Origin of the sequence: Methylosinus sp. H3A (assembly GCF_015709455.1) — a bacterium.
GTDB lineage: Bacteria > Pseudomonadota > Alphaproteobacteria > Rhizobiales > Beijerinckiaceae > Methylosinus.
Genome location: NZ_JADNQW010000005.1, coordinates 1,535,214 through 1,548,397, shown reverse-complemented (window position 1 = coordinate 1,548,397; position 13,184 = coordinate 1,535,214). Strand labels below are relative to the sequence as shown.

The following is a 13,184-nucleotide window of genomic DNA, read 5'->3' as shown; positions in this document are numbered from 1 at the left end:
TTTGCATCGCGCAGGCTCGGCGTCGCCGCGCATCACCGAAAAGGATGGATTGCATGACCGACATCGCCGCTTTTCAGGATCCGCGCCTCTCGGCTCTGCGAGAACGCATCGGTTGGATCTGCCAGACGATCCGCGCGCTCGTCATTTTCTTCGCCGTGGCGGACCTCCTCGTGATTTTGATCTTCTGGGCCGATAGCGGAAAGGTCGAGCGCCATTTTCGCGAGTTGCTGCAGATCGACGTGTCGGGCGCATCGCAAGGCCAATATGCGGCGGCGATGGCGCTGAGCCTCGTCGTCTGGGTCTTCACCGCCGTCATCTGCTTTTGCCTGTGGCGCGTATTCAGCCTCTATCTGCAGGGCGGCGTCTTCTCCGCCGAGGCGGCGCTATGGTTGCGGCGCGCGGGCGTCATCGGCCTTGTAACCATTGTTCTGGATGTGGCGATGCGCTCGGCGGTCATTCTCGCGATCGCCTCGCATCTCCCCGCCGAGCAGAACCATCACGGCTACATCAGGCTCGAGGATCTGCTGAACGTCATCTTCCTGCTGATGCTGATCGCGATAGCGCATATCTTCAAGACGGCCGCCGAGATCGCCGGCGAAAACGCGCAATTCGTGTGAGCGGGCATGGCGATCATCGTCAATCTCGACGTGATGCTCGCGCGGCGCAAGATGCGCTCGCGCGACCTCGCACAACGCATCGGCATCGCCGAGCAGAATGTCAGCCTGCTGAAATCCGGCAAGGTGAAGGGCATTCGCTTCGATACGCTGGAGAAGATCTGCGAGGTTCTCGACTGCCAGCCGGGCGACATTCTCGAATATCGCCCGGACAAAGACACGAAGGATAGTCGATAAAACGGCGCCGCCTCGCGGTGATCCGCACAGCAGAAATTCGACGCGCGCCTTCCCGAAGCGAAAAGGGAAAGCCCCCTCTCCCGCGGAAGGTGGGGGAGGGGTCGGCGAGGGGGGACGCCCTCACGATTTCATCGACGGCCGCGGCAGATGGCGAATGTCACGCTCATGCGCCGCGCATGACCCTCACTTCAAGAACACATAAATATCCACTTGCAGCCCATCGTCGTCGCTGGTCTTCAGATCGGTGAGATATTCCTCGACGAACAGATTCTTCGTGTCGAGACCCTTCTCGTCGAGGAAGGCGGTGATCGCCTCATAGGTCGAGTCGATCTCCTCATAGGGGCCACGGTGCTGGAATTTCAGCGCCTTGCCGGCGGGCGAGGCGCCGATTTCGACGCCGTGGTCGAGCTTGGCCTTGCCCTCTGGCGCCTTGGCGAGCGGCAGCATCGCCTCGAAGTGAAACCCATTGTCATCCGTCTCGGTGAAGGCGACGAGCGGACGCCCATCCACGGTGAGGCCGGCCTTGGAGGCGGCGATCCGCACATTGGCGATGGCGTCGGAGAGCGTCTTGAGCCCATCCGCCCAAGTGCCCTGGCCACGCAATTTGGCGACCGGGCGCGCAATGATCTCGCTCGCCTGGCCGGCGATGGCCTCGGCCTGCGCCTCCGCTTGCGCGTCGGCCGGCGGCTCGTTGAGATCGAGCGTCGGCTTGGGAGCGACCGGGCTGTCCGGAGAGGCCGGCGCGGCGGGCGCCGGCTTCGGCGCTTCCGCCGCAGCCTGCGCGTGCGGCGGCGGGGCGGCGGGATCGGATGAAGGCGGGGCCGATGTCGCGCCGAAAAAGGCGCCCGCCGCGACGGCGAGGACGGCCAGAGCGGCCACAAAGGGCCAGGCTCGCTTCAATTTCTGCGTGAAGCCCTCACCGTTCGAATTGCTCATGGTCTCGTCCTTCAGAAAGCGCGCGCGCCGGCCATAGCGTCGCGATTCGATTCTCTATATACGCCTGTAACAGGAAATGAACGGCATGATGACCAGCCCGCTCGCCGGCCGCCCGATCTATCGCATGAACGGGATCGGCAATGAAATTCTCGTGCTCGACTTGCGCGGCGCCGACCTCACGGTCGCGCCCGCGGAGGCGCGCGCCATAGCGAGGGCGCCGGGCCTGCGCTTCGACCAGCTCATGGTCCTGCATGAGCCGCGCCAGACCGGCGCCGACGCCTTCATGCGTATCTACAACACCGACGGCTCGCTCTCTTCCGCCTGCGGCAATGGCACGCGCTGCGTCGCCTATATACTCGGCCGCGCGGGCGAGGGCGACGCGCTGACGCTGGAGACCGACGCCGGCCCCGTGCGGACATGGCGCAAGGGCGAGACGCGCTTTACCGTCGATATGGGCCGCCCGCGGCTCGGCTGGCGGGAGATCCCGCTCGCCGCCGCGGCGCCCGACACCTCAAATGTGCCGCTTGCGCCTGCCGTCCAGGGGGCGCCCACTGTCTTTTCGGCCGCCAATATGGGCAATCCCCATGCGGTCTTCTTCGTCGATGACCCGTCGGCCGTCGATCTCGCGACGCTCGGGCCGCAGCTCGAGCATCACCCGCTCTTCCCCGAGCGCGCCAATATCTCCTTCGCCAAAGTCGTGGCGGCGGATGATATCCTGCTGCGCGTCTGGGAACGCGGCACGGGCGAGACGCGCGCCTGCGGCTCGGCCGCCTGCGCCGTGCTGGTGGCGGCGGCGCGCGCCGGCCTCTCCGCGCGGGAGGCGCGCGTGCGTCTGCCGGGCGGCGATCTCGTCATCGCCTGGGGGCCGGACGATCATGTGCTGATGACCGGCGACGTCGAGCTCGAATTCGAAACAAGGCTCGAGGCGCGCGTCTTCGACGAGCAAGGCGCGTGAGCGCGGCGGTCGACATCGTCACTTTCGGCTGCCGTCTCAATTACGTCGATTCGGAGCGGCTGCTGCGCGAGGCGCGCGCCGGCGCGCAACACGAGCGCGTCATCGTCAACACTTGCGCCGTGACGGCGGAGGCGACGCGCCAGGCGCGGCAGACGATCCGGCGCCTCGCCCGCGAGCGCCCCGCGGCCGAGATCGTCGTCGCCGGCTGCGCGGCGCGCATAGATCCCCAGAGCTTCGCCGCCATGGACGGCGTCGCCCGCGTTCTCGCCGAGCCTCACGAGGCGCGCGCCGAGAGCGCCGCCGAGGGGCAGACGCGGGCTTTTCTCGCCGTGCAGAACGGCTGCGACCATCGCTGCACTTTCTGCGTCATCCCCTTCGGCCGCGGACCGTCGCGCTCCATCGCGGCGGCGGAGATTCTCGCCGAGGCGCGGCGGCTCGTCGAAAGCGGCAAGCGCGAGATCGTGTTGACCGGCGTCGATCTGACGAGCTACGCTGCGCAGGGCGCCTCGCTCGGCGGACTCGTGCGCGCCGCGCTACGCGAGCTGCCGGAGCTCGAGCGCCTGCGGCTCTCCTCCATCGACTGCATAGAAGCCGACGCCGAGCTGTTGGACTGCATGGGCGCGGAGCCGCGCCTCATGCCGCATCTGCATCTCTCGCTGCAATCGGGCGACGATCTGATCCTGAAGCGCATGAAGCGCCGCCATTCGCGCGAGGACGCGATTCGCTTTTGCGCGGAGCTGCGCGCGGCGCGGCCGGGAATCGTCTTCGGCGCCGATTTCATCGTCGGCTTTCCCACCGAGACCGAGGAGATGTTCGCCCGCACGCTCGATCTCGTCGAAGAATGCGGGCTGACGCATCTGCATGTCTTCCCCTATTCGCAGCGTCCCGGAACGCCGGCGGCGCTGATGCCGCAGGTGAATGGCGCATTGGTGAAAGAACGCGCCGCCCGCCTGCGCGCGGCCGGAGAGGCGGCGCTCACGCGCCATCTGGGCGTGCAGATCGGCAAGACTTTGCGCGTGCTGACCGAAAAAGGCGGCATGGCCCGCGCCGAAGATTTCACGCCGCTGCGCACGCCCGACGCGGAGGCGGGGCGGATGCTGGATGTGCGCGTGACGGGGCATGACGGCAAGGCGTTGAGTGGGATTTAGATCGCGCTCTCGATCGTTTCGATCGGCATAAAAAACGTTCGATCGCCGAACTTGCAGGGAAGAAATCCGTTTCTCACGTAGAAAGGGACCGATTCCGCATCGAGCGCATGAACGATCACGCCCCTCACTCCGATCGTCTCGGACGCAGAGAGAATTCTCTTCAGCGCATCGGCGAGCAAATCCGCGCCCAGTCCCTTGCCGGCGTAGCCGACATCCCGCGCCAACCTGCCGATGATACTCACCGGGATCGGATTGGGCAAACCATGTTTCTTGACCTTGGAGGGAATCGCCTCGCGCTCGATCGATCCCGCGGCGATGCAGTAATAGCCTATGACCTTGTCGCCCACGCAGGCGACATAGGTTCTCGCGCTGCGTCCTTCGCTCGCGGCCGCATGCTGCTTCAACCAGTCGTTCAACTGAGGCTTGCCGCAGTCGAAGCTGCGACAATCATGCTTCGTCGGGTCGAGCCGCGTGGGCGGGTGAAATATCGCCCCGCGTTCTACCTCTCCCATAGAGGCTTCTTCTTCAGCAGTGCTCTGAGCTCGTCATTGGGCGGCGGCGGCCGATCCAGCGCCGCCTCGAATTCCGCGAAGTCTTTCGCGTTCAGCAGAAACAGGCGCTGGTCGAGCAATATGTCGACGGCGTGCCGGCGAGCGCTTTCCGTGATGAATTCACTGCGCGTCTTGCCGATGAGCGACGCTGCCGTGTCGATCAAATTCCGCGTCGTCGTCGACATGCGCACATTCACTGTGGAGTCATGCCGCTCTCGGGCCGGCGCAGCGGATCGTCGTTTCGACGCATCGGTCGCCATGCGCCTCTCCTCCAGGGGGTTGTGATCGATAAACAAAAGCGCGAGTAGGGACAATGTCAATACATAATCGCATTGGGCGGCGTCACGGCGCCTTATAGCCGATCCGATACACCGCCCCATTCTGGTCGTCCGTCACCAGCAGCGAGCCGTCCGGCAGTTCCGCCACATCCACGGGGCGACCGAGATATTGCGGATCGCCGGTGTTCCACCCCTCCGCGAAGGGCTCGCTGACGCCGCGCTTTCCCTCCGGGCCGACGCGGGTGAACATCACCCGCGCGCCGATCGGCATGGTGCGATCCCAGGAGCCATGCTGGGCGGAGAAAATCCCGCCGCGGTAATAGGGCGGGAAAGCCGCGCCCCGGTAGAAGACCATACCGAGATCGGCGGCGTGCGGCGCCTCCTCCACCTGCGGAAAGACGACATTCGGCGGCGGCTCGTCGCGCGAATATTCGTAAGTGCGCACATGGCCGCCGCCATACCAGGGGAAGCCGAAATGCAGCCCCGGCCGCAGCGCGCGGTTCAATTCGCCCGGCGGCGCGTCGTCGCCCATGCGATCGACCTGATTGTCCGTGAACCAGAGGGCGTCGTCTCCCGGGTCGAAGTCGAGCCCCACTGAATTGCGAATGCCGCGCGCAAAAACCTCGCGACCGGAGCCGTCGCGATTCATGCGGATGAGTCCTCCCATCCCGATACGGTCATAGAGCTCGAGCTTTTCGCGCGGGGTGACATTATAGGGCTGGCCGAGCGCGACATAGAGCTTGCCGTCCGGCCCAACGCGACAGACGCGCGTCGTGTGATTGGCGCTCTGCTCGGCTGCGGGGACGAGCCCGCCCTGCGGCGCGAGATTGCGTGCATCCTTCCAAACGAGCCGGCGCCAGTCCTTTTCGGCCTCGGCGAAGCTCGAAATGCGATTCTGCTCGACGACGAACAATGTTCCCTCCGCGTCGAAGCAGAGGCCGTGCGGAATGACGAAAGGGGCGTCCGGCGCGAAAATATCGACGGAAGCGGCGCGCTCGCCGCCCGGCGTCAGCACAAGAATGCGGCTCGCATCCGTGCCGACGAAGATCGCTTCGCCACGCCGGCCGACGGCGAGCGTGCGCGCATGCGGAACCAGAGCATAGAGCGAGATGAAAAAGCCCTCCGGCAGCCGGATGCTGCGCAAATCCGCCTCTATGCGTTTCGCTTCGGCCTCCGCCGAAGGCTCCGCGCGCGCCGTGAGGCTCGGCGTCGAACCGAGAATCAGCGTCGAACACACAAAAAGGCAGAAGCCAAAGCGACGGATCATGCGAGCGATCTCCGTCGCGACCCCGGAAGGAGCCGCGCCCCGTGACAGATAGGGGCGCGGACGCCTGCCGCCCGCGCTGATTATTTATTCCGGGTATTATTGACTCTTGCATTTTATAACGGGTATAAATTCCCCATGGAAAACGAAACGCTCTCCCGCTTGTCGCGGCCCTGCGCCGCTTTCGCCGACGGCCGCATGCTGGCCGCCGGTCCGCTGGTCGAAGTCGCTCTTGCGGTCAAGAACGCCGACGCCGCCGACGGCTATATTCTCACTTTCGACGATGCGACCGGCGAGGTCGTCGATCTCGATCTGCGCGGCGCAAAAGCGGAGATCATCGCGAGGCTCGCTTCGGCGCCCCCCGCCGCCAGCGGCCGGGCGCGAAGCGGGGCGACGGAGCAGGAGGGCGCAGAGGAGGGCGCGCGCGGACGCGGGCGGCCGCGACTGGGCGTCGTCGCGCGCGAGATCACCTTGCTGCCGCGCCATTGGGACTGGCTCGGCGCGCAGCCGGGCGGCGCTTCGGCGGCTCTGCGGCGGCTGGTGGACGCCGCGCGCCGAGAAGGCGGGGCGGAGAGCCGCCTGCGCATGGCGCGGGAGGCCGCCTATCGATTTTTAGCGGCCGTCTCGGGAAATCTTCCGGGTTACGAGGAGGCTCTGCGCGCGCTCTTCGCCGGAGACGATGCGCGATTCGAATCGCAAATGGCGGAATGGCCGAAGGATGTCCGCGCCTATGCACTGCGCCTGGCCCGCGGCGCCGAGTGAGCACGAGCCCCGGCTTGCAATGGCGCGGCCTCGGGCGCATGTAATCGCGAGGAGCTCTTCCCGGTAACGAGGATTTCGATGCCGATCTACGCCTATAGCTGCAATTCCTGCGACAATGGATTCGAGACCTTGGTGCGCTCGGACGACATTCCCGCTTGTCCCGCCTGCGGAAGCGTCGAATTGACGCGCCAGCTCTCGCTCATCGCCAAGCCCGCGAGCGGCGGCGAAGCGGAGGCGTCCTGCGCCGCCATGGGCGGAGCGGGAGGCTGCGGCGCATCCTGTCCCGCCTTCGCCGATTGCGGTTGACGATTGCGGTTGAACGGAGGAATTCGACCACTTCGCCGCGAATAGTTCCATATCGACGGTTGACTTCGTCGAAGAGAGTGAGATTCTTTCGACGTCGGCCATCCGCCGGGTCGTTCCGGGGGAAGCGGGGGCTTTTGCCGCTTTCTCTCGCGAATCGGCTCGGTCGGCAGACGATCGGTTTCATCCTGAAGGGAGAACATCCATTCGCCGTCCAATGAAGAGCACCGCGGCCCCACAGAAGGAGGGTCCGCGCATCAACCGGGAGATTCGCGCGCGCGAGGTGCAACTGATCGACTCGGAAGGCAAGAACCACGGCGTGGTCGCCTTGCTCGACGCCCTCTCGCTGGCGGAGACGGCTTCGCTCGATCTCGTCGAGATCGCGCCCAACTCCGAGCCGCCGGTCTGCAAAATCCTCGATTACGGAAGATTTCGATTTCTCGAGCAGAAGAAGGCCGCCGAGGCCCGCAAGAAGCAGAAGATCGTCGAGGTCAAGGAGATCAAGCTCCGCCCCGGCATCGACGAGCACGACTATGACGTGAAGATGAAGGCCGTGCAGCGCTTCTTCGAAGAGGGCGACAAGGTCAAAGTCACATTGCGTTTTCGCGGCCGTGAGATCGCCCACCAGGATATCGGCTACCGCTTGATGTCCCGCGTCAAATTGGAGACGGCGACGATCGCCAAGGTCGAGTTGGAGCCTTCGATGGAAGGCCGCCAAATGATCATGGTGCTGGCGCCGCGCTGACGCGCCGACCTGACGGGGCCTCGATCCGCACTTGCCGGGGCCGCGTCTTTCAGTCTTTGTTGTCTTTCATGTCCAATGTGTCCTTCCGCGCGATTCTGTCCGGCGCGGCGCTTTTTTTGGCTCTCGCCGCCCCGACCGGCGCCGTCGCACAGATGGCGCTGCCGGGCGCTGTCGCGCCTGCGCCGGAGGGCTCCGTCGCGGCGCCGGCCGATGCGCCCAAGCCCAGGCCACGCGCCGCCGTCGCGCCCGTCGCCCCGAAGCTGCCGAGCGAAGAGTCGATCCTCGGACGCGTCCTCTATCAGGACGGCGAAGCGCGCGGCTCGATCGAATTGCAGCGCCGCGGCGGCGCGCTCGAGGTCGCCCGGCTCTCGCTCGTCGGCGATCGGCTGACCCGCTCCGGCGAGACCTGCCGCATCGAGGTCTCCGAGCCATTGAGGCTCACGCCGCGACAGACGGTGAGCGGACTGCAGCGCTATGAGGTGGAGTTTCCCGCCTGCCCCTTCGGCTTCGACGCGCTCGACGGCGCGATTCTCGTCAGCTCCGAAGGCAGAGCCTGCGAATTGAAGCAGGCCGATTGCCGCGCCGATCCCAATGGGCTCTGGGGCATGGGCGCCGGCGATTTCGATCCAAAGCGGGCCGAGGACATGCTGACGATGCGCGCGCGCATCGACCAGACCGTGCGCAACGACTTCAAGGCGCTGTATGACCGGATCAAATCCGACAAGGCGCAGCGCAAGGAATTGGTGCGCGAACAGGCCGGATTTTCGGCGCGCCGCGAGGAGATCTGCCGCTCCTATATCCAGGAGGCGGATTTCGGCTATTGCGCGCTGCGTGTGACGGAAGCGCGTGCGCTCGCGCTCGGCACGCAGCTCGCGACGGGCTTCAAAAAGACGGCCGAGACCGGCGGCAAGAAAAAGCGGTAATCACGCGCCTGCCCTCCTGCTGGCGCCCAAAGGTGATCGCAACGAAAAAGGCCGCCCATCGCTGGGCGGCCTTTTCTTCGTTTCTCTATTCGCCGCCTCACTCCGCCGCGGCGGGCGGCAGGCGCGGGGTCGTCGAGCGCGTCTCGGATTCCGTGGCGCGCTGCTCGATGATGAGATCGTCGCGGCCCGTGGCGATGCCACGGAACTTCGCCATAGCGGCGCCGGTGCCGGCCGGGATCAGACGGCCGACGATCACATTCTCCTTCAGGCCGACCAGCGGATCGACCTTGCCATTGACGGCCGCCTCGGTGAGGACGCGGGTCGTCTCCTGGAAGGAGGCCGCCGAGAAGAAGGAGCGCGTCTGCAGCGACGCCTTGGTGATTCCGAGCAGCACGGGCGTGCCGTGACCCGGCTTCTTGCCTTCTTCCAACGCCTTGATATTGGCTTCATCGAGCTCGGTCTGATCGACCTGCTCGCCGTCGAGGAAGCCAGTGTCGCCCGCATCGACGATATCGACCTTCTGCAACATCTGACGCACGATCACTTCGATGTGCTTGTCGTTGATGTTGACGCCCTGCAGCCGGTAGACCTCCTGGATCTCGTTGACGAGGTAAGCCGCCAGCTCCTCCACGCCCTTGATGGCCAGAATGTCGTGCGGCGCCGGATTTCCGTCGACGATATAATCGCCCTTCTCCACGACGTCGCCGTCCTGGAGATGGATGTGCTTGCCCTTGGGGATCAGATATTCGACCGGATCGCCGCCTTCCTCGTGCGGGACGATGGAGAGGCGCTGCTTGTTCTTATAGTCGCGGCCGAATTGCACCGTTCCGGAGATTTCCGCGATGATCGCGTGGTCCTTGGGACGGCGCGCCTCGAACAGCTCGGCGACGCGCGGCAGACCGCCGGTGATGTCGCGCGTCTTGGCGCTCTCTAGCGAGATACGCGCGACAATGTCGCCGGCCTTGATCTGCGCGCCCGGCTCGACCGCGATGATCGAGTCGGCCGGCAGCGTGTAGCGGGCGTCGCCGCCGCGCTGCAGCTTGATCACCTTGCCGTCGGCGCTCTTGATGAGGATCGCCGGCTTCAAGCTCGCCGAACGCGCATTGAGGCGCCAGTCCATGACGACGCGCTTGGTGATGCCGGTCGATTCGTCGGCCGTCTCCGACACCGACTGGCCTTCGACCAGATCCTCGAAGCCGATCGCCCCGTCGACCTCGCTGACGATGGGACGCGTATAGGGATCCCATTCCGCGATGCGGTCGCCGCGCTTGATCTTGTCGCCTTCGTCCACCTTCAGCCTTGCGCCATATTGGATACGGTTGACGGCCCGCTCGACGCCGTCCGGCCCGACGATCACCGCCGCGACGTTACGCGCCATGACGATGAGATCGCCATCCGAATTGCGCGCCACATGGCGGTTGCGGATATGCACCGTGCCTTCGAAATTCGACTCGACGAAGGACTGGTCCGCGAGCTGCGCCGCGCCGCCGATGTGGAAGGTGCGCATGGTGAGCTGCGTGCCCGGCTCGCCGATCGACTGCGCCGCGATGACGCCGACCGCCTCGCCCATGTTGACGGGCGTGCCGCGGGCGAGGTCGCGCCCGTAGCATTTGCCGCAGACGCCGTTCTTCGACTCGCAGGTCAGCACCGAGCGGATCTTCACTTCTTGAAGACCGGCGGCGTTGATCGGCTCGATGTGCCACTCCTGGATCATCTCGCCATTGGGGACGATCACCTTGCCCTGCTGGTCGCGCAGATCCTCCGCCGCGGTGCGGCCGAGAATGCGCGAGGTGAGCGAGGCGACGACCTGACCGGCGTCGATGATCGCCCGCATGCGAATGCCCTTCTCGGTGCCGCAATCGACCGTGGTGATGATCGAATCCTGCGCCACGTCGACGAGACGGCGGGTGAGATAGCCCGAGTTCGCGGTCTTCAACGCCGTGTCCGACAGGCCCTTGCGCGAGCCGTGGGTGGAGTTGAAGTATTCGAGAACGGTGAGGCCCTCTTTGAAGTTCGAGATGATCGGGGTCTCGATGATCTCGCCCGAGGGCTTGGTCATGAGGCCGCGCATCGCCGCGAGCTGCTTCATCTGCGCGGGCGAGCCGCGCGCGCCCGAGTGCGACATCATATAGATGGAGTTGATCGGCAGATCGCGGCCATGCTCGTCCTTGCGGACGGTGGAGATGCGGATCATCATCTCCTCGGCGAGCTTCTCCGAGCACTTCATCCAGGCGTCGACGACCTTATTGTATTTCTCGCCCTGGGTGATGAGGCCGTCATTGTACTGCTGCTCATATTCCTTCGTCGCGCCGCGCGTCTCCTCTATGATGCGCTCCTTCGTCTCCGGGATGACCATGTCGTCCTTGCCGAAGGAGATGCCCGCCTTGAACGCCTCGCGGAAGCCGAGGGACATGATGCGATCGCAGAAGATGACCGTCTCCTTCTGACCGCAGTTGCGGTAGACGGTGTCGATCATGTTGGAGATTTCCTTCTTCGTCATCAGTCTGTTGGCTGCGTCGAAGGGAATCTTCGGATTGCGCGGCAGGAGCTGGCCGAGGATCAGACGGCCGGGCGTCGTGTCGAAGATTTTCGACACGCGTTGGCCCTTCTCGTCATAGGTCCAGGCGCGGCCCTTGATCTTGGTCTGCAGCGTGATCGCCTTGGCGGCCAGCGCATGCTCGATCTCGCCCTGATCGGCGAACATCATGCCCTGTCCGGGCTCGCCGTCGCGCTCCAGCGACAGATAATAGAGGCCGAGAACGATGTCCTGCGATGGCACGATGATCGGCTGACCATTGGCCGGATGCAGGATGTTGTTGGTCGACATCATCAGCACGCGCGCTTCGAGCTGGGCTTCCAGCGACAGCGGCACATGCACGGCCATCTGGTCGCCGTCGAAGTCGGCGTTGAAGGCGGCGCAGACGAGCGGATGCAGCTGGATCGCCTTGCCCTCGATCAGCACCGGCTCGAAGGCCTGAATGCCGAGGCGATGGAGCGTCGGGGCGCGATTGAGCAGCACCGGATGCTCGCGGATCACCTCGTCGAGGATGTCCCAAACCTCCGGCTTCTCTTTCTCGACCAGCTTCTTGGCCTGCTTCACCGTGGCCGAATGGCCCTTCGCGTCGAGACGCGAATAGATGAAGGGCTTGAACAGCTCCAGCGCCATCTTCTTCGGCAGGCCGCATTGATGGAGCTTGAGCTCCGGGCCCACGACGATGACGGAACGGCCGGAATAGTCGACGCGCTTGCCGAGCAGGTTCTGACGGAAGCGGCCCTGCTTGCCCTTCAGCATATCGGCGAGCGACTTCAGCGGGCGCTTATTGGCGCCGGTGATGACGCGGCCGCGGCGGCCATTGTCGAACAGAGCGTCGACGGCCTCCTGCAACATGCGCTTTTCGTTGCGGATGATGATGTCCGGCGCGCGCAGCTCGATCAGCCGCTTCAGACGATTGTTGCGGTTGATGACGCGGCGGTAGAGATCGTTCAGATCCGAGGTCGCGAAGCGGCCGCCGTCGAGCGGAACCAGCGGACGCAGGTCCGGCGGAATGACGGGGATTTCCTTGAGGATCATCCACTCCGGCTTATTGCCGGACTGGATGAAGGCCTCGATGATCTTCAAGCGCTTGGCGAGCTTCTTGGGCTTGAGCTCGGTCGTCGCCTCGGCGATCTCCTGGCGCAGCCGCACGGCGATGCCCTCGAGGTCCATCGACTCGAGGATTTTGCGGATCGCCTCGGCGCCGATCATGGCGGTGAAGTGATCCTGCCCATATTCGTCCTGGGCGCGCAGATATTCGTCCTCGGTCAGGAGCTGACGCTCCTTCAGAGGCGTCAGGCCCGCATCGATGACGATATAGCTCTCGAAGTAGAGGATGCGCTCGAGATCCTTCAGCGTCATGTCGAGCAGAAGGCCGATGCGCGAGGGCAGAGACTTCAGGAACCAGATATGCGCGACGGGCGCGGCGAGCGAGATATGGCCCATGCGGTCGCGCCGCACGCGCGCCAGCGTGACCTCGACGCCGCATTTCTCGCAGATGACGCCCTTGTATTTCATGCGCTTGTACTTGCCGCACAAGCACTCGTAATCCTTGATCGGGCCAAAGATGCGGGCGCAGAACAGGCCGTCGCGCTCCGGCTTGAAGGTGCGGTAGTTGATCGTCTCCGGCTTTTTGATCTCGCCGAACGACCAGGAGAGGATTTTCTCCGGGCTCGCGATCGAAATCTGAATCTGGTCGAACGCCTGCGGCTGGACGACCGGATTGAAGAGATTCATGACCTCTTGCTGATTCATGGTCTTCTCCTAGAGACGCAGGACGGAGGAAGCGCGCTCGCCTCGCTATGTCTCTCCGCTACGTCCATAAATCTTATGTGCGCATCCCCTCTCCCACTTGTGGGAGAGGGTGGCCCGACGTCAGTCGGGTCGGGTGAGGGCTCCAAGGGCTCGCGCGATCCGCGGCGGCCCTCATCCGAC

13 protein-coding genes are annotated in these 13,184 nt (G+C 64.9%); 8 read left to right on the top strand and 5 right to left on the bottom strand.

Going from position 1 to position 13,184, the window contains the following annotated elements; genetic code table 11:
• Positions 1 to 53 precede the first annotated feature (53 nt).
• Together IY145_RS10240 and IY145_RS10235 are read left to right on the top strand one after the other, a co-directional pair.
• Positions 54 to 617 carry a DUF2975 domain-containing protein gene (locus IY145_RS10240; RefSeq protein ID WP_196408118.1) on the top strand — a complete coding sequence of 188 codons (564 nt, stop codon included), beginning with the start codon at positions 54 to 56 and terminating at the stop codon, positions 615 to 617.
• A 6-nt stretch (positions 618 to 623) separates the two neighbouring features.
• Positions 624 to 851 (top strand): helix-turn-helix transcriptional regulator, encoded by a 228-nt coding sequence (locus IY145_RS10235; RefSeq protein WP_196408117.1) that lies wholly within the window; start codon positions 624 to 626, stop codon positions 849 to 851.
• A gap of 183 nt (positions 852 to 1,034) precedes the next feature.
• Here IY145_RS10235 and IY145_RS10230 read toward each other — a convergent pair whose 3' ends face one another.
• Complete coding sequence (locus IY145_RS10230) at positions 1,035 to 1,787, bottom strand: GyrI-like domain-containing protein (RefSeq protein WP_196408116.1); 753 nt, start codon at positions 1,785 to 1,787, stop codon at positions 1,035 to 1,037.
• Between the two features lie 88 nt (positions 1,788 to 1,875).
• Between IY145_RS10230 and dapF the strand changes: the two genes are divergently transcribed.
• Positions 1,876 to 2,742: a diaminopimelate epimerase gene (dapF, locus tag IY145_RS10225; RefSeq protein WP_196410487.1), complete on the top strand. Its 867-nt coding sequence runs from the start codon at positions 1,876 to 1,878 to the stop codon at positions 2,740 to 2,742.
• A complete protein-coding gene (locus IY145_RS10220) occupies positions 2,739 to 3,890 on the top strand; it encodes a MiaB/RimO family radical SAM methylthiotransferase (RefSeq protein WP_196408115.1) in 1,152 nt (383 codons plus the stop codon). The genes dapF and IY145_RS10220 overlap by 4 nt, the downstream gene beginning before the upstream one ends.
• Here the strand turns inward: IY145_RS10220 and IY145_RS10215 are convergent.
• From IY145_RS10215 to IY145_RS10205, 3 genes are all read right to left on the bottom strand, one after another.
• Positions 3,887 to 4,402 carry a GNAT family N-acetyltransferase gene (locus IY145_RS10215; RefSeq protein ID WP_196408114.1) on the bottom strand — a complete coding sequence of 172 codons (516 nt, stop codon included), beginning with the start codon at positions 4,400 to 4,402 and terminating at the stop codon, positions 3,887 to 3,889. The genes IY145_RS10220 and IY145_RS10215 overlap by 4 nt on opposite strands.
• Positions 4,390 to 4,701: a DUF1778 domain-containing protein gene (locus tag IY145_RS10210; RefSeq protein WP_246721935.1), complete on the bottom strand. Its 312-nt coding sequence runs from the start codon at positions 4,699 to 4,701 to the stop codon at positions 4,390 to 4,392. The genes IY145_RS10215 and IY145_RS10210 overlap by 13 nt, the downstream gene beginning before the upstream one ends.
• Before the next feature lie 82 nt (positions 4,702 to 4,783).
• Entirely contained in the window at positions 4,784 to 5,986 is a 1,203-nt protein-coding gene (locus tag IY145_RS10205) for a sorbosone dehydrogenase family protein (protein WP_196408113.1), read from the bottom strand.
• 135 nt (positions 5,987 to 6,121) lie between these two features.
• Between IY145_RS10205 and IY145_RS10200 the strand changes: the two genes are divergently transcribed.
• The 4 genes from IY145_RS10200 to IY145_RS10185 all read left to right on the top strand — a co-directional run bounded on the left by IY145_RS10200 (position 6,122) and on the right by IY145_RS10185 (position 8,716).
• Complete coding sequence (locus IY145_RS10200) at positions 6,122 to 6,745, top strand: DUF2239 family protein (RefSeq protein ID WP_196408112.1); 624 nt, start codon at positions 6,122 to 6,124, stop codon at positions 6,743 to 6,745.
• Between the two features lie 78 nt (positions 6,746 to 6,823).
• Positions 6,824 to 7,051 carry a zinc ribbon domain-containing protein gene (locus tag IY145_RS10195; protein WP_196408111.1) on the top strand — a complete coding sequence of 76 codons (228 nt, stop codon included), beginning with the start codon at positions 6,824 to 6,826 and terminating at the stop codon, positions 7,049 to 7,051.
• A gap of 214 nt (positions 7,052 to 7,265) precedes the next feature.
• Positions 7,266 to 7,793, top strand: a complete 528-nt coding sequence (infC, locus tag IY145_RS10190) for a translation initiation factor IF-3 (RefSeq protein ID WP_196408110.1) — start codon at positions 7,266 to 7,268, stop codon at positions 7,791 to 7,793.
• Between the two features lie 68 nt (positions 7,794 to 7,861).
• The gene (locus IY145_RS10185) at positions 7,862 to 8,716 is read left to right on the top strand and encodes a hypothetical protein (RefSeq protein WP_196408109.1); all 855 of its coding nucleotides are present in this window, start codon (positions 7,862 to 7,864) and stop codon (positions 8,714 to 8,716) included.
• A 97-nt stretch (positions 8,717 to 8,813) separates the two neighbouring features.
• On the opposite strand, the gene rpoC is transcribed toward IY145_RS10185, so the two are convergent.
• Positions 8,814 to 13,004, bottom strand: coding sequence for a DNA-directed RNA polymerase subunit beta' (rpoC, locus tag IY145_RS10180; RefSeq protein WP_196408108.1), 4,191 nt, complete (start codon positions 13,002 to 13,004; stop codon positions 8,814 to 8,816).
• Between the last annotated feature and the right edge of the window lie 180 nt (positions 13,005 to 13,184).

What these genes read in the sequence shown, in the direction of transcription:
- infC (WP_196408110.1), top strand. Translation starts at nt 7,266, where the DNA reads ATGAAGAGCACCGCGGCCCCACAGAAGGAGGGTCCGCGCATCAACCGG.
- IY145_RS10195 (WP_196408111.1), top strand. Translation starts at nt 6,824, where the DNA reads ATGCCGATCTACGCCTATAGCTGCAATTCCTGCGACAATGGATTCGAG.
- IY145_RS10205 (WP_196408113.1), bottom strand. Translation starts at nt 5,986, where the DNA reads ATGATCCGTCGCTTTGGCTTCTGCCTTTTTGTGTGTTCGACGCTGATT.
- IY145_RS10200 (WP_196408112.1), top strand. Translation starts at nt 6,122, where the DNA reads ATGGAAAACGAAACGCTCTCCCGCTTGTCGCGGCCCTGCGCCGCTTTC.
- IY145_RS10210 (WP_246721935.1), bottom strand. Translation starts at nt 4,701, where the DNA reads ATGGCGACCGATGCGTCGAAACGACGATCCGCTGCGCCGGCCCGAGAG.
- IY145_RS10240 (WP_196408118.1), top strand. Translation starts at nt 54, where the DNA reads ATGACCGACATCGCCGCTTTTCAGGATCCGCGCCTCTCGGCTCTGCGA.
- IY145_RS10185 (WP_196408109.1), top strand. Translation starts at nt 7,862, where the DNA reads ATGTCCAATGTGTCCTTCCGCGCGATTCTGTCCGGCGCGGCGCTTTTT.
- rpoC (WP_196408108.1), bottom strand. Translation starts at nt 13,004, where the DNA reads ATGAATCAGCAAGAGGTCATGAATCTCTTCAATCCGGTCGTCCAGCCG.
- IY145_RS10230 (WP_196408116.1), bottom strand. Translation starts at nt 1,787, where the DNA reads ATGAGCAATTCGAACGGTGAGGGCTTCACGCAGAAATTGAAGCGAGCC.
- dapF (WP_196410487.1), top strand. Translation starts at nt 1,876, where the DNA reads ATGACCAGCCCGCTCGCCGGCCGCCCGATCTATCGCATGAACGGGATC.
- IY145_RS10235 (WP_196408117.1), top strand. Translation starts at nt 624, where the DNA reads ATGGCGATCATCGTCAATCTCGACGTGATGCTCGCGCGGCGCAAGATG.
- IY145_RS10215 (WP_196408114.1), bottom strand. Translation starts at nt 4,402, where the DNA reads ATGGGAGAGGTAGAACGCGGGGCGATATTTCACCCGCCCACGCGGCTC.